The sequence below is a fragment of the Rossellomorea marisflavi genome, assembly GCF_001274775.1.
GTDB classification, from domain to species: domain Bacteria; phylum Bacillota; class Bacilli; order Bacillales; family Bacillaceae_B; genus Rossellomorea; species Rossellomorea marisflavi.
In genome coordinates this window covers 1,251,890-1,275,579 of sequence record NZ_LGUE01000001.1, presented here as the reverse complement: position 1 = coordinate 1,275,579, position 23,690 = coordinate 1,251,890, and the positions used below count along the sequence as shown (strand labels likewise).

The 23,690-nt window shown below is 48.2% G+C and carries 21 protein-coding genes; all 21 read left to right on the top strand.

Features of this window, described 5'->3' with window-relative positions:
• Window positions 1-2 precede the first annotated feature (2 nt).
• Complete coding sequence (gene rpsB, locus AF331_RS06365; protein ID WP_048004028.1) at window positions 3-710, top strand: 30S ribosomal protein S2; 708 nt, start codon at window positions 3-5, stop codon at window positions 708-710.
• A 122-nt stretch (window positions 711-832) separates the two neighbouring features.
• Complete coding sequence (gene tsf, locus AF331_RS06360; RefSeq protein WP_053427274.1) at window positions 833-1,714, top strand: translation elongation factor Ts; 882 nt, start codon at window positions 833-835, stop codon at window positions 1,712-1,714.
• 78 nt (window positions 1,715-1,792) lie between these two features.
• Window positions 1,793-2,518, top strand: a complete 726-nt coding sequence (gene pyrH, locus AF331_RS06355; RefSeq protein WP_053427273.1) for a UMP kinase — start codon at window positions 1,793-1,795, stop codon at window positions 2,516-2,518.
• Window positions 2,518-3,075 carry a ribosome recycling factor gene (gene frr / locus AF331_RS06350; RefSeq protein ID WP_053427272.1) on the top strand — a complete coding sequence of 186 codons (558 nt, stop codon included), beginning with the start codon at window positions 2,518-2,520 and terminating at the stop codon, window positions 3,073-3,075. Before pyrH ends, frr begins: the two co-directional genes overlap by 1 nt.
• A 221-nt stretch (window positions 3,076-3,296) precedes the next feature.
• The gene (locus AF331_RS06345; RefSeq protein ID WP_053427271.1) at window positions 3,297-4,088 is read left to right on the top strand and encodes an isoprenyl transferase; all 792 of its coding nucleotides are present in this window, start codon (window positions 3,297-3,299) and stop codon (window positions 4,086-4,088) included.
• The gene (locus AF331_RS06340; protein ID WP_053427270.1) at window positions 4,088-4,876 is read left to right on the top strand and encodes a phosphatidate cytidylyltransferase; all 789 of its coding nucleotides are present in this window, start codon (window positions 4,088-4,090) and stop codon (window positions 4,874-4,876) included. The genes AF331_RS06345 and AF331_RS06340 overlap by 1 nt, the downstream gene beginning before the upstream one ends.
• A 38-nt stretch (window positions 4,877-4,914) precedes the next feature.
• Complete coding sequence (locus AF331_RS06335) at window positions 4,915-6,057, top strand: 1-deoxy-D-xylulose-5-phosphate reductoisomerase (RefSeq protein WP_053427269.1); 1,143 nt, start codon at window positions 4,915-4,917, stop codon at window positions 6,055-6,057.
• A 101-nt stretch (window positions 6,058-6,158) separates the two neighbouring features.
• Window positions 6,159-7,424, top strand: coding sequence for an RIP metalloprotease RseP (gene rseP / locus AF331_RS06330; RefSeq protein WP_053427268.1), 1,266 nt, complete (start codon window positions 6,159-6,161; stop codon window positions 7,422-7,424).
• Window positions 7,425-7,535: 111 nt separating this feature from the next.
• A complete protein-coding gene (locus AF331_RS06325) occupies window positions 7,536-9,242 on the top strand; it encodes a proline--tRNA ligase (protein ID WP_053427267.1) in 1,707 nt (568 codons plus the stop codon).
• A 93-nt stretch (window positions 9,243-9,335) separates the two neighbouring features.
• Window positions 9,336-13,655 (top strand): PolC-type DNA polymerase III, encoded by a 4,320-nt coding sequence (locus tag AF331_RS06320; protein ID WP_053427266.1) that lies wholly within the window; start codon window positions 9,336-9,338, stop codon window positions 13,653-13,655.
• 185 nt (window positions 13,656-13,840) lie between these two features.
• Window positions 13,841-14,311: a ribosome maturation factor RimP gene (gene rimP / locus AF331_RS06315; protein WP_048004018.1), complete on the top strand. Its 471-nt coding sequence runs from the start codon at window positions 13,841-13,843 to the stop codon at window positions 14,309-14,311.
• Between the two features lie 36 nt (window positions 14,312-14,347).
• Window positions 14,348-15,478, top strand: a complete 1,131-nt coding sequence (gene nusA, locus AF331_RS06310; protein WP_053427265.1) for a transcription termination factor NusA — start codon at window positions 14,348-14,350, stop codon at window positions 15,476-15,478.
• 11 nt (window positions 15,479-15,489) lie between these two features.
• Window positions 15,490-15,759 carry an RNase P modulator RnpM gene (gene rnpM, locus AF331_RS06305; RefSeq protein ID WP_053427264.1) on the top strand — a complete coding sequence of 90 codons (270 nt, stop codon included), beginning with the start codon at window positions 15,490-15,492 and terminating at the stop codon, window positions 15,757-15,759.
• Window positions 15,760-15,769: 10 nt separating this feature from the next.
• Entirely contained in the window at window positions 15,770-16,087 is a 318-nt protein-coding gene (locus AF331_RS06300) for a YlxQ family RNA-binding protein (protein ID WP_053427263.1), read from the top strand.
• Window positions 16,088-16,091: 4 nt separating this feature from the next.
• Window positions 16,092-18,242, top strand: a complete 2,151-nt coding sequence (infB, locus tag AF331_RS06295; protein WP_053427262.1) for a translation initiation factor IF-2 — start codon at window positions 16,092-16,094, stop codon at window positions 18,240-18,242.
• Entirely contained in the window at window positions 18,239-18,517 is a 279-nt protein-coding gene (locus AF331_RS06290; RefSeq protein ID WP_053427261.1) for a DUF503 domain-containing protein, read from the top strand. Before infB ends, AF331_RS06290 begins: the two co-directional genes overlap by 4 nt.
• A gap of 40 nt (window positions 18,518-18,557) precedes the next feature.
• A complete protein-coding gene (gene rbfA / locus AF331_RS06285; RefSeq protein ID WP_048004012.1) occupies window positions 18,558-18,926 on the top strand; it encodes a 30S ribosome-binding factor RbfA in 369 nt (122 codons plus the stop codon).
• 62 nt (window positions 18,927-18,988) lie between these two features.
• On the top strand, window positions 18,989-19,897 hold the full coding sequence (gene truB, locus AF331_RS06280; RefSeq protein ID WP_053427260.1) for a tRNA pseudouridine(55) synthase TruB: 909 nt from the start codon (window positions 18,989-18,991) through the stop codon (window positions 19,895-19,897).
• A gap of 18 nt (window positions 19,898-19,915) precedes the next feature.
• A complete protein-coding gene (gene ribF, locus AF331_RS06275; protein WP_053427259.1) occupies window positions 19,916-20,860 on the top strand; it encodes a bifunctional riboflavin kinase/FAD synthetase in 945 nt (314 codons plus the stop codon).
• Window positions 20,861-20,993: 133 nt separating this feature from the next.
• A complete protein-coding gene (gene rpsO / locus AF331_RS06270) occupies window positions 20,994-21,263 on the top strand; it encodes a 30S ribosomal protein S15 (protein ID WP_053427258.1) in 270 nt (89 codons plus the stop codon).
• Between the two features lie 242 nt (window positions 21,264-21,505).
• On the top strand, window positions 21,506-23,626 hold the full coding sequence (gene pnp, locus AF331_RS06265) for a polyribonucleotide nucleotidyltransferase (RefSeq protein WP_053427257.1): 2,121 nt from the start codon (window positions 21,506-21,508) through the stop codon (window positions 23,624-23,626).
• Window positions 23,627-23,690 lie beyond the last annotated feature (64 nt).

Genomic DNA, 23,690 nt, shown 5'->3' with positions numbered 1-23,690 from the left:
ACATGTCAGTCATTTCAATGAAACAATTGCTTGAAGCTGGTGTACACTTCGGACACCAAACTCGCCGTTGGAACCCTAAGATGAAGAGATACATCTTCACAGAGCGTAACGGCATCTACATCATCGACCTTCAAAAAACCGTTAAAAAGGTTGAAGAAGCTTACAACTTCGTGAAAGAACTAGCTGGTAACGGCGGTAAAGTTCTTTTCGTAGGAACAAAAAAACAAGCGCAAGAATCTGTTAAAGATGAAGCAGAGCGCGCTGGTATGTACTACATCAACCAACGTTGGTTGGGTGGAACACTTACTAACTTCGAAACAATCCAAAAACGTATTTCACGTCTTAAACAAATCGAAAAGATGGAAGAAGACGGTACGTTCGAAGTACTACCTAAGAAAGAAGTAGTACAACTGAAAAAAGAACACGAACGTCTTGTGAAATTCCTAGGCGGAATCAAAGATATGAACACACTGCCTGATGCACTATTCATCATCGACCCTCGTAAAGAGCGTATCGCTGTTGCGGAAGCACGCAAGCTTAACATCCCTATCGTAGGTATCGTTGATACAAACTGTGATCCGGATGAAATCGATGTTGTCATCCCTGCGAATGATGACGCGATCCGTGCGGTTAAGCTTCTTACAGGAAAAATGGCAGATGCCATCCTTGAAGCAAAACAAGGTGAAGAAGCAGCTGTAGCAGCTGAGTAATGACGAAAAGGTGATAAGAGGGCTTACCCTTATCACCTTTTTTTAAAGAGGAATCAGACTATCTTTTCAGGTAGTTCACAGCAGGGGAACCTGCGATAGATAATCTAAGGAGGAAACCTACTATGGCAATCACTGCACAAATGGTTAAAGAACTTCGTGAAAAAACCGGCGCTGGAATGATGGACTGTAAAAAAGCGCTAACAGAAACTGGCGGAGACATGGAGAAAGCAATCGACTTCCTTCGTGAAAAAGGAATCGCGAAAGCAGCTAAAAAAGCTGATCGTATCGCAGCTGAAGGTACAACGTTCATCGCAAGTGAAGGAAACACAGCAATCATCCTTGAAGTGAATGCTGAAACGGATTTCGTTGCGAAAAACGAAAACTTCCAAAACCTTGTTAAAGAACTTTCTTCTCACCTATTGGCTACAAAGCCTGCTACTGTTGAAGAAGCGATGGAACAAAAAATGGAAAACGGTTCAGTTGTTAGTGAATTCATCAATGCGGCAATCGCGAAAATCGGAGAGAAAATCACTCTTCGTCGCTTCGAAATCCGCACTAAAGATGACAATGCAGCGTTCGGTGAGTACCTACACATGGGTGGACGCATCGCTGTTCTTGCTGTAGTTGAAGGCACGACTGATGCTGCTGTAGCAAAAGACGTGGCTATGCATGCTGCAGCCCTTAACCCTAAATACGTTTCACGTGATCAAGTGTCTGCTGAAGAAGTAGCGCATGAGCGTGAAGTGCTTAAACAACAAGCGCTTAACGAAGGCAAACCTGAAAACATCGTTGAAAAAATGGTGGAAGGTCGCCTAAGCAAGTACTTCGAAGATATCTGCATCCTTGACCAGCCATTCGTTAAGAATCCAGATCAAAAAGTACGTCAATTCCTTGAGTCTCACAAAGCTACCCTTACAGACTTCACTCGTTACGAAGTAGGGGAAGGCCTTGAGAAACGTCAAGAAAACTTCGCTGAAGAAGTTATGAGCCAAGTGAAGAAATAATCAACCGATTCGCTGTAGGGAACACATCGTGTGTTCCCTATTTTTCAAGAAAAATCTTATTTACATACGGAGGTTCCCATGAGCGTTCCAAAATATAAACGTGTCGTGCTTAAATTAAGTGGAGAAGCCTTAGCCGGTGAAGACGGCTTCGGCATCAACCCGTCCGTGATCAAAAACGTGGCGGAAGATGTAAAAGAAATTGCCGAACTAGGTGTGGAAGTCGCAGTCGTCGTTGGCGGCGGAAACATCTGGAGAGGGAAAATCGGCAGTGAGATGGGTATGGACCGCGCATCAGCCGACTATATGGGAATGCTGGCGACCGTCATGAACTCATTGGCCCTTCAGGACAGCCTGGAGCAGGTCGGTGTCGAAACGCGGGTGCAGACTTCCATCGATATGCGTCAGGTAGCCGAACCATATATCAGGAGAAGAGCGATCCGCCACCTGGAGAAGAAGAGGGTAGTCATCTTTGCAGCCGGTACCGGAAACCCTTACTTCTCAACAGATACCACAGCGGCTCTTCGTGCGGCAGAAATCGAAGCAGAAGTCATCCTGATGGCGAAAAACAATGTGGATGGCGTCTATTCTGCCGATCCGATGAAGGATGCCAATGCAGTGAAATATGACAAGCTTTCCTATCTTGATGTGTTGAAAGAGGGCTTGGCGGTCATGGATTCAACGGCTTCATCCCTATGTATGGACAATGATATACCGCTTATTGTATTCTCTATTACGGAAGATGGAAACATCAAAAAAGCCGTAACAGGCGAAAATATCGGTACAATCGTAAGGGGGAAAGAATAATGGCAGAAGCAATCATTTCAAACGCAAAGGAAAGAATGTCTAAAGCAATCCAAACGTATTCACGTGAACTGGCGACAATCCGGGCGGGACGCGCGAACGCATCCCTACTAGATAAGATCACCGTCGATTATTACGGTGCGCCTACACCTGTGAACCAACTCGCGGGAATCTCGATTCCTGAAGCCCGTATGCTTGTCATCCAACCTTATGATAAAACAGCGTTGGGTGACATCGAGAAAGCGATCCTCAAATCCGATCTCGGTATCACTCCGAACAGCGACGGGAATATCCTTCGCATCATCATTCCGGCTTTGACTGAAGAGCGTCGTAAAGAACTGGTCAAACGTGTGAAGAAAGAAGCAGAAGATGCGAAAGTTGCCATCCGTAACATTCGCCGTGATGCAAATGAAGAACTGAAGAAACAGGAAAAAGCGGGCGAGATCACGGAAGATGATCTTCGCAGCTATTCAGAAGATGTCCAGAAGGCAACGGATGAGAGCATTGTGAAGATTGACGGAATCGCAAAAGATAAAGAGCAGGAAATGCTAGAAGTATAATGAACGAGTACCGCCGACCTATAAGCGAAACCCGCTTGGTCGGCTTTTTTACACTACATATTGATTGCACACCCACCGGCATCCCTTGGATCTTTTCCCTGAAAAATGTCTGAACAGGACTGGCAGGGAATGGTATAATCGAATTTCATGGAGATATCTTTTGTGATTTTTGTTATGATAGTAGAGGTAAATATTTTTAGGATTGTTGGTGGAGGATTTTTATGCTAAACAAGCTTAAGCAATGGAAGCGGCAGCAAGGTTCAGAAGACTATGATGAACGGTATAGGGAGTTGAGGAATCACCCGATCCCGGAACATATCGCCATCATCATGGATGGTAACGGGAGATGGGCCAAGAAAAGGGCCATGCCCAGGGTTGCCGGCCATCATGAAGGAATGAAATGTGTAAGGAAGGTGACCAGGCTGGCAAATGAGCTCGGCGTGGGCACCTTGACTTTATATGCTTTCTCTACAGAAAACTGGAAGCGCCCGAAAATGGAAGTGGAGTTCCTGATGAAGCTTCCCGAAGAATTCCTTGGAACATTCCTTCCGGAGTTGATCGAGGAAAACGTACAGGTGAAGATGATGGGTGCGACAGACGCCATCCCTGAGCACACCAAGCGGGCAGTACAGAAAGCAATCGAAGAGACTAAAGAGAATGACGGCCTTATCTTGAACTTCGCTTTGAACTATGGAAGCAGATCTGAAATCCTCGACGGTGTGAAGCATGTCTTAAATGATGTAAGAAGTGGAATACTGGATGAAGAACAATTGACAGAAGAAGTGTTTTCCACTTATTTAATGACAAAGAACCTCAAGGATCCCGATCTGCTCATACGGACAAGCGGAGAAATACGTTTGAGTAATTTCATGCTTTGGCAGCTTGCTTATACTGAATTCTGGTTCACAGATGTATTGTGGCCCGACTTCGGCAAGGAAGAGCTTGTGGAAGCCATTGAGGCCTATCAGGGCCGCTCAAGGAGATTCGGCGGGTTACAAAGCGAGGAGTCCTAATGAAACAGCGAATTATTACAGCGGTCGTCGCAGCGGCGATCTTCTTGCCGATCATCTTGGTTGGTAAGATACCATTCATCATCCTGATGTATGCCATTGCATCCATCAGTCTCTATGAAGCACTTAAAATGAGAGGCCATGGGATCATGACGATACCAGGTTTATTATCCCTTGCCCTCCTATGGATCTTTTTGATCCCGAATGAAACCATCGATGTCATTGCGGACTTCGGATACTCCAAAATGGAGTTTGCGTTCATCGCCGTTTTGTTATTGCTGGTCTATACGGTGATCACGAAGAACCGTTTCACCTATGACGACGTCGGTTTTCACTTATTAAGTCTATTATATGTAGGAATCGGATATTTCTATTTCATCGAGATCCGCATGCTGTCGAATGGCGCACAGCTCATCTTCTATGCCCTATTCATCATCTGGGCTACGGATTCAGGAGCCTACTTTATCGGACGGGCCATGGGGAAGAAAAAACTCTGGCCGCATATTTCTCCGAATAAAACAATTGAAGGGTTCATCGGCGGAATCATTTCGGCTGTCATTGTCGGTATCATCATCACATTTTTCACCGACCTCGGCATCTCGATGCCAAAGCTGATCATCACCACAGCGATACTCTCCGTATTCGGTCAAATGGGGGATCTGGTGGAATCTGCCCTTAAAAGGCATTACGGCGTCAAGGATTCCGGGAAGCTCCTTCCGGGACACGGGGGGATGCTCGATCGTTTCGACAGCCTGTTATTCGTACTGCCACTGCTGCATTTTCTATTATAAAGATAAAGAGAGCAACACATCTGTAAGGAGTGGAGTCATTGAAGAGTATTAGTTTAATGGGGGCCACCGGTTCCATCGGGATCCAGACACTCGATGTCATCCGGCAGCATCCCGAAGAGTTCCTACTTTCGGCTGTATCGGCAGGCCGCAATATGGAAAAGACAAGGGACATCATCCGTGAGTTCAGGCCGTCACTCGTCTCAGTCCAACTGAAAGAGGATGCAGAGAAGCTCCGCTCAGAATTCGGTGATATCACCGTTCTCCATGGAGAGGATGGTCTGATCGAGACAGCGTGCTTCCATGAAGCCGACGTCTTGGTCAACGCGGTCCTCGGTAGCGTGGGCCTCCATCCGACTTTGAAGGCCATCGAGGCGGGCAAGACCATCGCCATCGCCAACAAGGAGACCCTCGTAACAGCAGGGCACCTGGTCATGGAAGCGGCTCGGAAGAAGGGTGTACAGCTTCTTCCCGTTGATAGCGAGCACTCCGCGATCTTTCAGGCCCTTCAAGGGGAGAATCCGAAAAATATCGAAAAACTTATCATTACCGCTTCCGGAGGGAGCTTCCGTGATAAATCAAGGGATGAACTCGTCGGCGTGACGGTAGACGATGCCCTGAATCATCCGAACTGGTCCATGGGGGCGAAAATCACCATCGATTCGGCAACCATGATGAACAAAGGACTTGAAGTCATCGAAGCCCACTGGCTCTTTGATTTGCCTTATGATCAGATTGGCGTGGTACTTCACCGTGAAAGCATCATACATTCCATGGTACAGTTCCACGATTCTTCGGTCATGGCTCAGCTGGGAACACCTGATATGAGGGTGCCGATCCAATATGCCCTCACGTATCCAGACAGGATGCCTCACCCTAAAGGGAAAAGACTGGATTTGGTGGAAATCGGGAAGCTTCACTTTGAAGAAATGGATACGGACCGGTTCAAATGCCTCGGATTTGCCTATGCAGCCGGCAGGGAAGGCGGCAGCATGCCGACAGTCCTGAATGCAGCCAATGAAGCAGCCGTTGCACTCTTCCTTAAAGGAGCCATCTCATTCCTACAAATCGACGACCTCGTCGAGCGGGCATTGAACGGGCACGTCACGATACAAAGGCCGGACCTCGGGACGATCCATGAGATCGACCGTAACACGAGGAAGCTGGTCGATTCCTGGGTGTAAAGGGTATGTTTTCCCGCGATGATACGTATGATGATTATGTACAACCCTTCATTTACATTTAAATCTGTGCAGTTTGACAGGTTACAAAGGTGGTTATTTACATGCAGACAGTCATAGCCTTTATCGTGATCTTCGGGGCATTGGTTTTTTTCCATGAACTGGGGCATCTGATTTTTGCCAAGCGGGCAGGGATCCTCTGCCGCGAGTTTGCCATCGGTTTCGGTCCGAAGGTGTTCTCATTCAAGAAGAATGAAACCGTCTATACGATCCGCCTGCTTCCATTGGGAGGTTTCGTCCGAATGGCGGGTGAAGATCCAGAAATGGTCGAACTGAAGGCGGGACATCGCATCGGTCTCCTATTTGATCAGGATGAGAAAGCTTCCAAGATCGTTCTGAACAATAAGGATCGCTATCCGAACATCCGCGTCATCGAGGTGGAAACGGCGGATCTTGAAAGGGAACTCATCATCAAAGGGTATGAAGATGAAGAAGAAGAATTGAAAACATTCCCTATTGCACGAAACGCTGTCATCGTCGAAGACGGTACAGAATCATTGATTGCGCCATGGGATCGCCAATTCGGATCGAAATCCCTGCCGAAGAGGGCGATGGCCATTTTTGCAGGTCCACTGTTCAACTTCATCCTGGCTTTCTTCATTTTCATTCTGGTCGGGTTCCTTCAAGGAGTACCGACCAATGATCCCGTCCTTGGTGATCTGACGGATGATGGTGCAGCCAAGGGATCAGGCCTTCAAAAAGGGGATGTGGTCCTGAGCATCGACGATAGTGAAATCTCCACGTGGGAAGATATTGTCGGTGTGATCCAGAAGCACCCTGGTGATGAACTCGTCTTCACCGTCGAAAGGGGAGGCGCGACACAGGATATCTCTGTAACGCCAGAGCCTCAGAAGGTAGAAGGGCAAGAAGAGATCGGAAAGATCGGCGTCCACAATCCTATGGAAAAATCGCCGCTGAAGGTCGTATCTTCAAGTGCAGAACAAACCTATGAAATGGGCAAACTGATCTTCGTTCTCTTAGGCAAGCTCGTAACGGGTGAATTCTCCATTGATGCCTTAAGTGGACCGGTTGGGATCTATCAATCCACCGATGTCGTTGCACAGTCAGGTATCTATGATCTGATGAGATGGGCAGCAATACTTAGCATCAACCTCGGCATCATGAACCTCCTGCCGATCCCGGCCCTGGACGGAGGAAGACTCCTGTTCTTCGCAGTGGAAGCACTGAGGGGAAAACCGGTGGACCGCAAGATGGAAGGAATGGTTCATTTTGTAGGGTTCGCCCTCCTGATGGTCCTGATGCTCGTCGTCACATGGAATGATATACAACGATTCTTTATACAGAATTAGCATGTTTGGCAGTTTCATCCTAGTGGGTGATACTGCCTCTTGCATTGCTCGGGGAAAAACGGGTACATATAAATAAACAATAAAAATATTATGGTAACTGAGGTGCTCTGAATGAAACAATCACAAACGTTGATCCCAACCTTGAGGGAAGTTCCGGCCGATGCAGAGGTCAAAAGTCATCAGCTTCTCCTTCGCGCGGGATATATGAGGCAAAATGCGAGTGGAATCTATAGCTACCTGCCACTCGGAACGAAAGTACTGAAGAAGGTAGAAGCGATCATCCGTGAGGAGCTTGAAGCAGCGGGTGCAGCAGAACTGTTGATGCCGGCCCTCCAGCCTTCCGAACTATGGAAGGAATCTGGACGCTGGGGGACCTATGGTCCTGAACTGATGAGGATGAACGACCGCCATGACCGTGAGTTCGCGTTGGGAGCAACCCATGAAGAAATGATCACGAGCCTGATCAGGGACGAAATAAAATCGTATAAACGATTGCCGCTGACACTCTATCAGATCCAAACGAAATACCGTGACGAGAAGCGTCCGAGATTCGGCCTTCTGCGTGGAAGGGAATTCATCATGAAAGATGCCTATTCCTTCCACTCTTCACAGGAAAGTCTAGATGAAACCTATGATCGACTCTTCCAAGCCTATTCGAATATCTTCACACGCTGTGGGTTGGATTTCAGGGCCGTTATCGCGGATTCAGGGGCCATGGGGGGCAAGGATACCCATGAGTTCATGGTCCTTTCAGAAATCGGTGAAGACACGATTGCTTATTCTGATACATCGGATTTTGCTGCCAATATCGAAATGGCGGAAGTCGCAGATACGTATGAGCTTTCACATGAAGACGTGCTGGATCTCAAAAAGATTTCAACGCCTGATACGAAGACCATCGAGGACGTTTGCGCGTTGTTTGATAAGCAACCGAAAGAGTGCATCAAAAGCCTTTTGTTCAAAGCAGATGAAGGGTATGTACTCGTCCTGGTGCGCGGTGATCATGAAATCAATGACATCAAACTGAAGAACCTTCTCGGTGCTGATCAGGTCGAGCTTGCCACCGCTGAAGAAACAGTAAGCGTACTTGGTAGCGAAGTAGGTTCCGTAGGTCCGTTCTCTCTTCCTGCCGAAGTGAAGATCATCGCCGATCAGGCCGTGAAATACGTCCGCAATGGTGCGGCGGGTGCCAATGAAACAGGATTCCACTACTTGAATGTGAATGTGGAAAGAGATGTGGATGCCATCACATTTGAAGATCTGCGCTTCATTCAAGAAGGAGACCCTTCACCGGATGGTAAGGGAACGATCCAATTTGCAAGGGGCATCGAAGTAGGACATGTCTTCAAGCTCGGAACAAAGTATTCCGACAGCATGGGAAGCACCTATCTGGATGAAAACGGACGTTCACAGTCCATTATCATGGGTTGTTATGGAATCGGGGTTTCAAGGACGGTTGCGGCGGTAGCTGAACAGTTCAACGATGACAGAGGTCTTGTATGGCCGCTGGACCTAGCTCCATTTGATGCCCATGTAATTCCGGTCAATATGAAAGATGATGCCCAGAGAGAGCTGGCTGAAGAATTATACGGTACGCTAAAATACGCACGATATGATGTCCTGATGGACGACCGTGCGGAGCGGCCGGGCGTTAAATTCGCCGATTCCGATCTGATCGGCCTCCCGTACCGCATCACGGTCGGCAAGAAGGCCGCTGAAGGAATCATTGAATTGAAAGTCAGGAAAACAGGTGATATGCTTGAAGTTCATAAAGATGAATTAGTGAAAACACTTCAAGAACTTTCTGAAACAAATTAAAGGGATGAAGGGCTTGACTCCAGTGGTTGTACCTCTGCCGTCGGCCCTTTTCCTCTGAGGATATAGAAAGGCACTAAAGGGGGAGTGAGAGAAATGGAAGAGAGATCCCTGAGCAAGAAAGAGCGATTTCAAGTATTACTATCCCAGCTAGGGATGACCGGGGATGATGTGGTTCAGTACTTCAACAATGCTGAAATTGAAAAATTATCCGTTTATAGAAAAGAGAAAAAATGGCATTTTCATTTCGCGCTGGATCAGATCATTCCCTGCAAGGTGATGAACCAGTTTTCAAATGCTCTCAGGTCTTCGTTCAAGCATATCGCCCAGGTGGGATTTTCGGTAAAGGTCCTCAATACGGAAGCAACCGAACAGCATATCCTTGATTACTGGACAGAATGCATCAAGGAAGTGCAGGGCATTTCACCGCCATTATTGAAGATCCTCAATACGCAGAAGCCGAAGATACAGGGTAATAAAATCGTCGTGCAGGCTTCCAATGATACAGAAGCGACACAGCTGAAGAAGAAATATAGTGATATCATCTGTTCGGCATTCGAACAGTTCGGATTTCCCCGCCTCATGCTGGATGCAGAGGTAGGACAGGCTGAATCTCAAAACAGTGACTATGAGAAATTTCTTGAAGAAAAGCTCAAGGAAGATCAAGAGCGGGCCAAACAGGCACTCATTGAAATGGAGAAAGCTGAGAAGGAAGAAGCCGCAGGGATTCCGAGCGGGCCCTTCATGCTTGGTTTATCGATCAAGGATGACGCAGAGTTCAGGAAGATTGAAGACATCCTTGATGAGGAGAGGCGCATTGCCGTCGAAGGCTATGTATTCGACTGCGAAACGCGTGAGCTGAGAAGCGGCCGTACCCTCCTCACATTCAAGGTGACGGATTATTCAAGCTCGATCCTTGTGAAGATGTTCTCCCGAGATAAAGATGATGCAGCCATCATGAATACGATGAAGAAGGGGATGTGGGTCCGCTGCAGGGGAAGCATCCAAAATGACACATTCGTTCGCGACCTGGTCATGATCGCCAACGATGTCAATGAAATCAAACCGGTACTGAGACTCGATACGGCACCTGAAGACAAGAAGAGGGTAGAACTCCACATGCATACCCCTATGAGTCAAATGGACGCAGTATCGTCCGTCAGTTCCCTAGTTTCACAAGCAAAGAAATGGGGTCATAAGGCGGTTGCCATTACGGATCATGCCGTGGCACAATCCTTCCCGGAAGCGTTCAGTGCAAGCAAGAAGAATGATATCAAGGTGCTGTACGGCATCGAGGCGAACCTCGTCGATGACGGGGTCCCCATCGCCTATAACGATAGGGACCGCATTCTCGAAGACAGCACGTATATCGTATTCGATGTGGAAACGACAGGTCTTTCCGCTGTGTATGATACGATTATCGAACTCGCTGCCGTAAAGATCAGGGACGGGGAAGTGATCGACAAGTTCGAGCGCTTTGCTAATCCTCATCACCCCCTTTCTGCTACAACCATCGAATTGACTGGCATCACTGATGATATGGTGAGGAATGCCCCTGAAATCAACGATGTGCTGAAGGAATTCCATGCATGGGTGGAAGATGATATCCTGGTTGCCCACAATGCATCGTTCGATATGGGGTTCCTGAATGCAGGATACAAGAAAGCAGACCTTCCCAAAGCGTCAAACCCGGTCATCGATACACTGGAACTGGCAAGGCTCCTTTATCCTCAATTCAAGAATCACCGCTTGAATACACTGGCGAAGAAATTCGATGTCGAGCTCACCCAGCATCACAGGGCGATCTATGATGCGGAAGCCACTGGATATCTCCTTCTCAAAATGCTGAAGGATGCATCGGAGAAGGGGATCATGAATCATAACCAGTTCAATGATTATATGGGGAAAGGGGACGCCTATAAGCGTTCAAGACCTTACCACTGTACCCTGCTTGCCCAGACGGAAGAAGGGCTGAAGAATCTGTTCAAGCTCGTATCGATTTCCCACATGCATTATTTCTTCCGTGTCCCCCGCATCCCACGGTCACAGCTCCAAAAATATCGCGCCGGCATCCTGGTTGGTTCGGGTTGCGATAAAGGGGAAGTGTTCGAAGGCATGATGCAAAAAGGCATCGAGGAAGTGCTCGAAACAGCTGAATTCTATGATTACCTTGAGGTTCATCCGAAAGAAGTCTATCAGCATCTGATTGAACTGGATCTCGTGCAGAGTACGAAGAATCTGGAAGATATCATCAAGAATATCGTCGATCTCGGAGAACGGATCAATAAGCCCGTTGTGGCAACAGGAAACGTGCATTATTTGAATGAAACAGACAAGATTTATCGGAAGATCCTCGTGAGTTCCCAAGGTGGGGCGAACCCGCTTAATCGTCATGAACTTCCCGATGTCCATTTCCGTACGACGAATGAGATGCTGGATGCCTTCTCCTTCCTCGGAAAAGACAAGGCCGAGGAGATCGTGGTCGAAAACTCAAACAAAATCGCCGACATGATCGACTCCATCAAACCGATCAAAGACGACCTTTTCACCCCTAAAATCGAAGGGGCAGATGAGGAAATGCGTCGCATGAGCTATGAGATGGCCAAAAGCATTTATGGGGAAGACCTTCCTGAAATCGTCGAAGCGCGTCTTGAAAAAGAGCTGAAGAGCATCATCGGCCATGGATTCGCCGTCATCTATCTCATTTCTGCCAAACTCGTTAAGAAGTCACTGGAGGATGGATATCTTGTTGGGTCCCGTGGATCCGTCGGCTCATCATTCGTCGCCACCATGACGGAGATCACAGAAGTGAATCCACTTCCTCCGCACTACGTGTGCCCGTCCTGCAAGAAGTCGGAGTTCTTCGATGACGGTTCCGTTGGTTCGGGATTCGATCTGCCGAATAAGGACTGTCCGGATTGTGCGATTCCATTCAAAAAAGACGGCCACGATATCCCGTTTGAAACATTCCTAGGATTCAAGGGGGACAAGGTTCCCGATATCGATTTGAACTTCTCGGGGGAATACCAGCCGAAAGCCCATGATTACACGAAGGTGCTGTTCGGGGAAGACAACGTCTATCGTGCCGGGACGATCGGTACAGTAGCCGAGAAAACAGCCTATGGATATGTCAAAGGGTACGCAGGAGACAACAACCTGCAGATCCGCGGCGCAGAGGTCGATCGCCTCGTCAGCGGGTGTACAGGCGTGAAGCGGACCACCGGGCAGCATCCCGGGGGGATCATCGTTGTACCGGATTATATGGATATCTATGATTTCTCACCGATTCAGTTCCCGGCGGATGCGAGTGATTCGGAGTGGCGCACCACTCACTTCGATTTCCATTCCATCCATGATAATCTCCTCAAGCTCGATATCCTTGGACACGATGATCCGACGGTGATCAGGATGCTCCAGGACTTATCGGGAATCGATCCTAAGACGATCCCGACGGATGATCCGGAAGTCATGAAGATATTCAGCGGCACGGAGTCCCTCGGAGTCACCGAAGAGCAGATCATGTGTAAAACGGGTACCCTGGGGATTCCAGAGTTCGGAACAAGATTCGTCCGGCAGATGCTTGAGGATACGAAGCCGACAACATTCTCTGAACTTGTGCAGATCTCCGGTCTTTCCCACGGGACCGATGTATGGCTTGGGAATGCACAGGAATTGATCCATAATAAAATATGCAATCTGAGTGAGGTTATCGGATGCCGGGATGATATCATGGTCTACCTCATCTATCAGGGTCTTGATCCCTCATTGGCATTCAAGATCATGGAGTTCGTCCGAAAAGGAAAAGGGCTTCAGGATGAATGGGTGGATGAAATGAAGAATAACGGTGTACCGGATTGGTATATCGACTCCTGCCTGAAAATCAAGTACATGTTCCCGAAAGCTCATGCTGCCGCCTACGTTCTGATGGCAGTGAGGATTGCATACTTTAAAGTCCACCATGCCCTTTTGTATTATGCCGCCTACTTCACCGTTCGTGCTGAAGACTTCGACATCGAAGCCATGGTGAGGGGCTCTCAAGCTGTAAGGGCCAAGATCGAAGAGATCAATGCCAAAGGACTGGACGCCTCACCAAAAGAAAAGAACACGCTCACCGTCCTTGAGCTTGCACTTGAGATGTGTGAGAGGGGCTACCAATTCCAGAAGGTGGATCTATACCGCTCGGAAGCCGCCGAATTCGTCATCGACGGCGATACCCTCATCCCACCATTCAATGCGATTCCGGGTCTTGGGACGAATGCCGCCCTCAATATCGTAAAGGCGAGGGGAAATGGAGAATTCCTTTCCAAAGAGGATCTACAGCAAAGGGGACGGGTATCCAAGACCATCATCGAATATCTGGATAATCACGGATGCCTGGAGTCCCTGCCGGAGAAAAACCAGCTGTCCTTGTTCTGACCATGATGTAAGGGAATTTTATTTGCATAAAAATATCGGTTATGGTATATTTTTATTGGAAATACTAAGGATAGCTCTAACGTCGAAGAGTGGGGTCGCACCCCACTCTTTCGTTATTACTTGGAGATTTTTTCTATCTTTTATAGTCTTGGTGCAAGATTTTTCATATAGACCAGGAGGTAAGTATGAGTAAAATTACAACACTTGTAGAAGAACTTGTCACACCCATATTGGATGACCTTTCTCTGGAACTGATCGATATGGAGTACGTGAAAGAGGGATCAAACTGGTTCCTTCGCATTTTTATCGATAAGGACAGCGGTGTTGATATCGAGGAATGCGGAATCGTCAGCGAACGCCTCAGCGAGAAGCTGGATGAGCTCGACCCGATCCAGCACAATTATTTCCTGGAGGTCTCCTCACCGGGAGCAGAGCGCCCTCTCAAAAAAGAGAAGGACTTTGAGAAGTCCATCGGAAAGAATGTATACGTGAAACTATATGAACCGATGGATGGAGAAAAAGCATTCGAAGGTTTGCTGTTATCATATACGCCCGAGAAGCTAGAACTTGAACTGACGATCAAAACGCGTAAAAAGAAGGTTGAAATACCGATGGATAAAGTCGCGGCTGCAAGGCTTGCCGTAACCTTTTCCTAACCGAACAACCGCAAAATAAAGGGGGATAAAACCGTCATGAGCACGCAGTTATTAGATGCTCTAACTGTATTAGAGAAAGAAAAAGGCATTGCGAGAGATGTGATCATCGAAGCGATCGAAGCCGCTCTTGTATCGGCCTATAAACGGAATTTCAATCAGGCACAGAATGTAAGGGTGGACTTGAACCTGGACACAGGTACCATGAGGGTCTTCGCCCGCAAGGAAGTCGTGGATGAAGTATTCGATTCCCGTCTTGAGATTTCCGTGCCGGATGCAACAGACATCAATCCAAGCTATGAAGTAGGGGATGTGGTGGAGCTTGAGGTCACTCCGAAGGACTTCGGACGGATCGCAGCCCAGACGGCCAAGCAGGTCGTCACACAGCGTGTACGCGAGGCGGAACGCGGCATCATCTACTCTGAGTTCGTAGATCGTGAAGAGGATATCATGACAGGCATCGTCCAGCGTCAGGATAACCGCTTCATCTATGTGGCTCTTGGTAAAATCGAAGCACTGCTTCCTGTAAGCGAACAGATGCCGAATGAGACTTACAAGCCCCATGACCGCATCAAGGTCTTCATCACCAAAGTCGAGAAGACGACCAAGGGACCTCAGATCTTTGTTTCCCGTACTCATCCAGGCCTGTTGAAGCGCCTCTTCGAAATCGAAGTTCCTGAAATCTTCGACGGTACGGTCGAAATCAAATCTGTTGCACGCGAAGCCGGGGATCGCTCCAAGATCTCCGTTCACGCAGATAATGGTGAAATCGATCCCGTCGGTGCCTGTGTCGGAACCAAGGGTGCCAGGGTTCAGGCAATCGTCAACGAACTCAAAGGGGAAAAGATCGATATCGTGCAATGGTCCGAAGATCCTGTCACATTCGTTGCGAACGCATTGAGCCCTTCCAAGGTGCTTGATGTACAGGTGAATGAGGAAGAGAAGTCCACGCGCGTCATCGTGCCGGATTACCAGCTTTCCCTCGCCATCGGGAAGCGCGGTCAAAATGCCCGTCTTGCCGCCAAGCTCACAAACTGGAAAATTGATATCAAAAGTGAAACAGATGCCAGGGAACTTGGTCTCTATCCCCGCGAGGAGTCCTTCCTCCCAGAAGAAGAAGAGTACGACGCGGATGAGCCTTTGAATATTGATTTCAACGATCAAGATTAAGAGGTGGACACATGAGTACCAATAAAAAGATCCCGCTCCGCAAATGCGTAGCGACCGGTGAAATGAAACCGAAGAAAGACATGATACGAATCGTCCGATCGAAAGAGGGGGAAGTGTCCGTGGACCCGACCGGTAAGAAGTCCGGGCGCGGCGCCTATCTTTCTAAAGATCGGGACATCATTTTGCAAGCAAAAAAGAAGAATACGTTAGCCAATCAACTTCAAGCGAAGATAGATGATTCATTGTATGATGAGTTGATACGTCTTGTAGAAAAGGAGTAACATTTAGCGTATGGAACAGAATCGTTGGATGTCCCTTTTAGGATTGGCCAATCGGGCACGTAAGACCGTATCCGGTGAAGAACTGGTGATCAGGGAAGTCCGCAGGGGTCGGACGAAGCTTGTGATCCTGGCCCGGGATGCTTCCGAGAACACCCGTAAGAAAGTGACGGATAAATGCACCTATTATAAGGTCCCGGTCCGGTTCGTCCCGGATCGATCCCTTCTTGGCCAGGCCATAGGGAAGGATGAAAGGGTGGTCGTCGCCGTCATGGAAGCGGGGTTTGCCGGCAAGCTTTCCGAAATGCTCGATGAATCTCAGTGGGGGTGAACATATGAGCAAGATCCGTGTATATGAATATGCGAAAAAACATAATGTTTCAAGTAAAAACGTGATCGACAAATTAAAGGAATTGAATATTGAGGTATCAAATCATATGGCAACTTTAGAAGACGGTACAATCAAAAAATTGGATAAAACATACGAAGGCAAAAAGCCTGCAGCAGGCAGCAAAGAACAAAAACCTGCAGCACAGTCTGGCCAAGGTGACAGCAAGAAGCCTGCTCCGGCGGCTCAGAAAAACAACAAAGGACCACAGAATCGCGGCAACAACAACAATAAAAAAGGTCCGAACAACTTTAACCGCAATAACAAGAATAATAACAACCGAAATAAACAGAATCGCAACACGAAGCCTGCTCCACAGCAACAGCCTGTGAAGAAAAAAGAGCTTCCTGCCAAAATCACCTTCACTGATTCCCTGACGGTAGCAGAACTTGCGAAAAAGCTCTATAAAGAGCCTTCTGAAATCATCAAAAAACTCTTCATGCTCGGCGTCATGGCTACGATCAATCAGGAGCTTGACAAAGATTCCATCGAATTGATCGCCGGTGAGTACGGAGTGGAAGTAGAAGAGGAAATCAGGATCGATGCAACAGATCTTGAAGTCTACTTCACAGAAGATGATGCAGAGCAGGTACAGGAACGTCCTTCGGTCGTGACCATCATGGGACACGTTGACCACGGGAAAACGACACTCCTTGACTCCATCCGTAATACGAAAGTGACGGCAGGAGAAGCAGGAGGAATCACCCAGCATATCGGTGCTTATCAAGTGGAAGTGGAAGGCAAGAAAATCACTTTCCTTGATACCCCTGGACACGCAGCCTTCACTACAATGCGTGCACGTGGTGCGAAAGTGACCGATATCGCGATCATCGTAGTAGCTGCAGATGACGGTGTAATGCCACAGACGGTCGAAGCGATCAACCATGCGAAAGCCGCTGAAGTTCCTATTATCATCGCAGTGAACAAAATGGATAAAGAAGCAGCCAATCCTGACCGTGTCATGCAGGAACTTACAGAGTATGAACTGGTTCCGGAAGCGTGGGGTGGGGATACGATCTTCGTTCCGTTATCCGCCCTGTCTGGAGAAGGGATCGACAACCTTCTTGAAATGATCATCCTTGTGACTGAGGTGGAGGAGCTAAAAGCGAATCCAAAACGTCTTGCACTGGGTACTGTCATCGAAGCACAGCTGGATAAAGGACGTGGCTCCGTCGCGACACTCCTCGTACAGAATGGAACGCTCAAAGTCGGGGACCCTATCGTAGTAGGTAACACGTATGGCCGCGTTCGTGCCATGGTCAATGATCTTGGACGCCGTGTGAAGGATGCCGGTCCATCTGCGCCTGTTGAAATCACTGGTCTGAACGATGTACCTCAAGCAGGAGACCGCTTCGTCGTATTCGAAGACGAAAAGACGGCCCGTTCTGTTGGTGAGGCACGTGCTACACAGGCCCTTCAGGCACAGCGCGGCGAAAAATCCAAAGTCAGCTTGGAAACTCTGTTTGAACAAATGAAACAAGGGGAAATGAAAGACCTGAACCTTGTTCTTAAAGCAGATGTTCAAGGTTCTGTTGAAGCACTTGCTGCATCCCTACTTAAAATCGAGGTGGAAGGTGTCAATATCCGCATCATCCATACCGGTGTAGGAGCCATCAATGAGTCTGATATCACACTTGCTTCGGCTTCCAACGCCATCGTGATCGGATTCAACGTCCGTCCGGATGTGAATGCTAAACGTACGGCTGAAGCAGAGGGTGTTGAAATTCGTCTTCACCGCATCATCTACAAAGTGATGGAAGAGATCGAAGCAGCCATGAAAGGGATGCTTGATCCTGAATTTGAAGAGAAAATCATCGGTCAGGCAGAAGTACGTCAAACCTTCAAAGTATCCAAAGTGGGTACAATTGCAGGAAGCTATGTAACAGAAGGGAAAATTTCCCGTGATAGCGGCGTGCGCCTGATCCGTGATGGAATTGTCATCTTCGAAGGGGAGCTTGATGCACTCAAGCGTTTCAAAGATGATGCGAAGGAAGTAGCTCGTGGATATGAGTGTGGGATTACCATCAAAAACTTCAATGATGTAAAAGAAGGCGACGTCATCGAAGCCTTCGTCATGGAGGAAATCTCCCGTTCATGATCACCTGCGCCGAATTCGAATGCATGATCCATCAATCAGGATCGCTTAAGGAAAAACGGGCGGTCCTGCAGCGGATCATGACCAGGCTCAAGCAAAAGTATAATGTCTCTGTTGCTGAAGTGGGGCATCAGGATGCATGGCAGAGGACGTCCCTTGCCATCGTCTCTGTGGCCTCCACGAAAGCGGCCAGTCAAAAGGAAGTGGACAGGGCGCTTGCCTTTGTCGATTCCTTCCCTGAGTGGGAGAGGCTGCGTACAACAATCGAATCATTGTAGCACCAGTGATTCATCATAATCCGTTTTTTGAGGTGATAGTATGAGCCATCGTGCTAATCGAGTTGGCGAACAAATGAAAAAAGAGCTGGGTGATATCATCGGGCGCAAGATCAAAGATCCGCGCATCGGGTTTGTGACGGTCACGGATGTTCAAGTAACCGGGGACCTTCAGCAGGCCAAAGTGTATATTACCGTCCTTGGTGGTGAAGCTCAAAGGGAAGATACCTTGAAAGGTCTTGCCAAAGCGAAAGGCTTCATCCGTTCCGAAGTGGGACAAAGGATCCGGCTCCGCAAGACGCCAGAGATCATTTTTGAGTTCGACGAATCGATCGACTACGGCAATCATATCGAATCCCTGTTGAAAAGTGTTCAAGACGAACCAGGAGATTCAACGAATACCGATAAGTAATGCATGGGGCTGATCCAAATCGGATCAGCCCTTTCATTTTCCCTATGAAGGAGTGAAGGAACATGAATGGCATCTTGCCTCTATGGAAGGAACGGGGGATGACGTCGCATGATTGCGTGTTCAAGCTAAGGAAGCTCTTGCGCACTAAAAAGGTGGGGCATACAGGTACGCTCGATCCCGAAGTTGAAGGCGTCCTCCCCATCTGCATCGGAAGGGCGACCAAGGTTGCAGAATATATCACGGATTCCGGCAAGGAATATGTAGGAGAAGTGACCCTTGGCTTCTCTACGACAACCGAGGATGCGACGGGTGAAAAGGTGGAGGAAGCCCCGGTGGAAGGGAGCATCACCCGAAGGGAAGTGGAAGAGGTCCTTGGCGCCATGACCGGGGTCATCCGACAGACGCCTCCCATGTTCTCGGCGATCAAGGTGAACGGCAAGCGTCTCTACGAGTATGCCAGGCAGGGGATCGAAGTGGATAGACCATCACGTGAAGTGACGATCCACCACTTCGAGATTATCGGAGAATGGGAAACCCTCGAAGGAGAACATCCATCGTTCACGTTCAAGGTAGGGTGTTCAAAAGGCACCTATGTACGCACGCTTGCCGTCGAAATCGGGCAGCGGCTTGGCTATCCATCACATATGTCATCCCTTACCCGTACAAGATCGGCATCCTTCGTCAAAGAGGACTGCCTGAGTCTAGCCCAGGTAGAAGAAGCACTCAAAACAAGGCAACCGGAAGAGCTGTTGATCCCTCTCGAATACGGGCTTTCTCATTTGCCGAAATGGGTGATAAATGATACATTAGCATTGAAAGTAAAGAACGGGGCACGCTTGGAAGAACCGGCTGAATGGCCGCAAGAGGAACAGGTGATGATGGTGCATGAAGGAAAGGCGATCGCCATCTATCAACGTCATCCGTCAAAGGGTGGGATCATCAAGCCTGTCAAAGTCCTGTTCAATGACTAATGAAAAAGGTGAACTGCTGTGAAAGTGATAACGCTACATCATCCCCCATCGTTCGATGGACTGGACCTTCCGCCGCTCGTAGTGGCACTCGGTTATTTCGATGGGGTTCACCGGGGGCATCGACAGGTCATCACCACGGCCGTCGAGAAAGCAGGGGAGCTTGGGGCCTCAAGTGCAGTCATGACGTTCGATCCCCATCCCTCCGTCGTCCTTGGACATAAACGGAAGCACATAAAATACATTACTCCGATGGAAGACAAGATTGAACAGATCGAGGGATTGGGCGTGGATTATCTGTTTGTCGTCCGGTTTACATCTGAGTTCGCCGATCTCACCCCGCAGGAATTCGTGGACCTGTATCTGATCGGGATGAATGCCATCCACGTAGTGGCCGGATTCGATTATTCATACGGCCGCCTCGGCAAGGGATCGATGGACAGCCTGCCATTCCATTCCCGGGATCATTTCGGTTCTACGGTAGTGAATAAGCTGACTGAATCCGATACGAAGGTAAGTTCGACCTTGATCCGCCATTCTCTTGATGAAGGAGCCATCGCTGAAGTGAATAAACTCCTTGGAAGGCCCTATACGATGAGGGGAATGGTCGTCCACGGGGAGAAGAGGGGACGGAAGATCGGGTTCCCCACGGCAAATATCGACCTGGCCGATGACTATCTTACACCAAAGGTGGGCGTGTATGCCGTCAAGATGAAGATCAAAGGCCGGTGGTATGACGGAGTATGCAACATCGGGTATAAACCGACGTTCAAAAATCCCGATGAATACAGTCTTTCGATTGAAACCCACGTGTTCGATTTCGACTCTTCCATTTACGGGGAAGAAATTTATCTTCAGTGGCATAAGTGGATCAGGGATGAGAAGAAGTTCAATGGAATTGAAGAACTGATCGCCCAAATCCAAAAAGATAAGGAATCAGCCATAGCATATTTCAAAGGAATTTGAGATTGCCCTTGATTTTTGACTGGAATAGTAGTATTCTTAAAAGTGTATGAAATGAACCTTTGCTTGGCACATCGATTCACCAACGACTGCTGGGTAACAGGGGATTTGAAAGAAATGAATGGAGGTGAAAAGGATGGCTATCACTAAAGAGCGTAAAAACGAACTAATCAGTGAGTACAAAACACATGAGAACGATACTGGATCTCCAGAAGTTCAAATTGCTGTCCTAACAGAAGAAATTAACAACCTGAACGATCACTTGCGCGTTCACAAGAAGGACCACCACTCTCGTCGCGGTCTTCTTAAAATGGTAGGTCACCGTCGTAATCTTCTATCTTACCTACGTAAGAAAGATGTACAACGCTACCGTGAGTTAATCACAAAACTTGGTTTACGTCGATAATCAGACAAAAGGAAGCGGGAATTTTTCCCGCTTTTTCTTTAGTTTTCATAATCCTATCCATTCATCATGAAAGAAAGCAATCGGTTTTGTCTACAATACATAATAGGATGAACGAGGTAAGCCTTCCGCCTGATCCGTACCTGAGGTGACGAGGCTCCTTTTTATAAAAAATGTTCGTAACAATCATACAGGCATGCGTCATCAATGCCTTTAAGTGATATATAAAGAGAGGGGTACAAAAGATGGAACAGACCAAACAAACATTTTCCATTGATTGGGCCGGACGTGAATTGACCGTCGAAGTCGGCCAGCTTGCCAAGCAAGCCAATGGTGCTGCACTGATAAGATATGGAGATACCGCTGTCCTGAGCAGTGCTACAGCGTCAAAGGAACCGAAACCACTAGATTTCTTCCCTTTGACAGTAAACTATGAAGAAAGACTATATGCAGTAGGTAAAATCCCTGGAGGCTTCATCAAACGTGAAGGACGCCCGAGTGAGAGAGCCATCCTTGCCAGCCGACTGATCGATAGACCGATCCGACCACTATTTGCCGATGGTTTCCGTAATGAAGTCCAAGTCATCTCCATGGTCATGAGTGTCGATCAGGACTGCTCATCCGAAATGGCTGCTATGTTCGGGTCTTCTTTGGCGCTTTCTGTATCGGATATCCCGTTCGAAGGACCGATCGCTGGAGTCGTCGTCGGGCTGATCGATGGAGAATTCATCATCAATCCGACAGTCGAGCAGCTTGAGAAGAGTGAAATCCACCTTTCTGTAGCTGGTACGAAAGACGCCATCAACATGGTTGAGGCAGGGGCAGATGAAGTTCCTGAAGAGACGATGCTTGAGGCGATCATGTTCGGGCATGAAGAGATCAAAAAGCTGATTGCCTTCCAGGAAGAAATCATCGCAAAGATGGGTAAAGAAAAACTTGAGATCAAACTGTTCGAACTGGATGAAGTCATCGAAACGGAAGTGCGCTCCCTATGTGAGAGCGAATTGATCCCGGCGATCCAGGTCCAGGAAAAACACGCACGTGAAGAAGCAATCAAAGAAGTGAAAAATAAAGTCATCTCTGTTTACGAAGAAAAAGAAGCAGATGACGCTACGTTGAAACAGGTCAAAAAGGTATTGGACAAACTTGTAAAAAACGAAGTGCGCCGTTTGATCACGGAAGATAAAGTCCGTCCTGATGGGCGTGGAGTGGATGAAATCCGTCCCCTTTCCTCTGAAGTCGGTCTTCTTCCTAGAACGCATGGTTCAGGCTTGTTCACACGTGGACAAACCCAGGCCCTCAGCATCTGTACGCTGGGTGCACTTGGTGACGTTCAGGTCCTTGATGGTCTGGGCATTGAAGAATCCAAGCGATTCATGCATCACTATAACTTCCCTCAATTCAGCGTGGGAGAAACAGGTCCGATCCGTGGCCCTGGCCGTCGTGAAATCGGACACGGAGCGCTCGGAGAAAGAGCTCTTGATCCGATCATCCCTGATGAATCCGACTTCCCATACACGATCCGTCTTGTATCCGAAGTCCTTGAATCCAACGGATCAACATCCCAGGCAAGTATCTGTGCAAGCACCCTGGCGATGATGGATGCGGGTGTTCCGATCAAAGCACCGGTTGCAGGTATTGCAATGGGTCTGATCAAATCAGGTGAACATTATTCCATCCTGACTGATATCCAAGGCATGGAGGATCATCTTGGAGACATGGACTTCAAGGTGGCAGGAACATCCAAAGGGGTTACTGCCCTGCAAATGGACATCAAGATCGATGGACTTTCAAGGGAAATCCTTGAGGAAGCCCTCCAACAAGCGAAAAAAGGCCGTATGCAGATCTTGGACAGCATGCTTGCAACGATCTCAGAATCAAGGACGTCCCTATCCGCCTATGCTCCTAAGATCCTTACGATGCATATCAATCCGGATAAGATCCGCGACGTCATCGGGCCAAGCGGTAAACAGATCAATAAGATCATTGATGAGACCGGCGTGAAGATCGACATCGAGCAGGATGGAACCATCTTCATCTCGTCCACTGATGAAGAGAGCAACAAAAAAGCGAAAAAGACGATCGAAGATATTGTCAGGGAAGTCGAGCCTGGCCAAATGTATCTTGGGAAAGTCAAGCGCGTAGAGAAGTTCGGAGCATTCGTCGAAATCTTCGCAGGAAAAGATGGACTCGTACACATTTCAGAGCTTGCTGAAGAGCGCGTCCGTAAAACAGAAGACGTAGTCGCTGTCGGGGACCAGCTTCTTGTGAAGGTGTTGGATATTGATAATCAAGGCCGTGTCAACCTATCAAGGAAGGCCGTCCTTAAAGAACAGCGTGAAAAAGAAGAGCAAAACCAGGCATAATGTTGTCGATCAAGCCGTCTTGGTGGGATTCCATCCCGCAAGGCGGCTTTTTTTTGCCCGCGTT

Coding starts and splice junctions, on each gene's coding strand:
- rpsB (WP_048004028.1), top strand. CDS start 3: ATGTCAGTCATTTCAATGAAACAATTGCTTGAAGCTGGTGTACACTTC.
- tsf (WP_053427274.1), top strand. CDS start 833: ATGGCAATCACTGCACAAATGGTTAAAGAACTTCGTGAAAAAACCGGC.
- pyrH (WP_053427273.1), top strand. CDS start 1,793: ATGAGCGTTCCAAAATATAAACGTGTCGTGCTTAAATTAAGTGGAGAA.
- frr (WP_053427272.1), top strand. CDS start 2,518: ATGGCAGAAGCAATCATTTCAAACGCAAAGGAAAGAATGTCTAAAGCA.
- AF331_RS06345 (WP_053427271.1), top strand. CDS start 3,297: ATGCTAAACAAGCTTAAGCAATGGAAGCGGCAGCAAGGTTCAGAAGAC.
- AF331_RS06340 (WP_053427270.1), top strand. CDS start 4,088: ATGAAACAGCGAATTATTACAGCGGTCGTCGCAGCGGCGATCTTCTTG.
- rseP (WP_053427268.1), top strand. CDS start 6,159: ATGCAGACAGTCATAGCCTTTATCGTGATCTTCGGGGCATTGGTTTTT.
- AF331_RS06325 (WP_053427267.1), top strand. CDS start 7,536: ATGAAACAATCACAAACGTTGATCCCAACCTTGAGGGAAGTTCCGGCC.
- AF331_RS06320 (WP_053427266.1), top strand. CDS start 9,336: ATGGAAGAGAGATCCCTGAGCAAGAAAGAGCGATTTCAAGTATTACTA.
- rimP (WP_048004018.1), top strand. CDS start 13,841: ATGAGTAAAATTACAACACTTGTAGAAGAACTTGTCACACCCATATTG.
- nusA (WP_053427265.1), top strand. CDS start 14,348: ATGAGCACGCAGTTATTAGATGCTCTAACTGTATTAGAGAAAGAAAAA.
- rnpM (WP_053427264.1), top strand. CDS start 15,490: ATGAGTACCAATAAAAAGATCCCGCTCCGCAAATGCGTAGCGACCGGT.
- AF331_RS06300 (WP_053427263.1), top strand. CDS start 15,770: ATGGAACAGAATCGTTGGATGTCCCTTTTAGGATTGGCCAATCGGGCA.
- infB (WP_053427262.1), top strand. CDS start 16,092: ATGAGCAAGATCCGTGTATATGAATATGCGAAAAAACATAATGTTTCA.
- AF331_RS06290 (WP_053427261.1), top strand. CDS start 18,239: ATGATCACCTGCGCCGAATTCGAATGCATGATCCATCAATCAGGATCG.
- rbfA (WP_048004012.1), top strand. CDS start 18,558: ATGAGCCATCGTGCTAATCGAGTTGGCGAACAAATGAAAAAAGAGCTG.
- truB (WP_053427260.1), top strand. CDS start 18,989: ATGAATGGCATCTTGCCTCTATGGAAGGAACGGGGGATGACGTCGCAT.
- rpsO (WP_053427258.1), top strand. CDS start 20,994: ATGGCTATCACTAAAGAGCGTAAAAACGAACTAATCAGTGAGTACAAA.
- pnp (WP_053427257.1), top strand. CDS start 21,506: ATGGAACAGACCAAACAAACATTTTCCATTGATTGGGCCGGACGTGAA.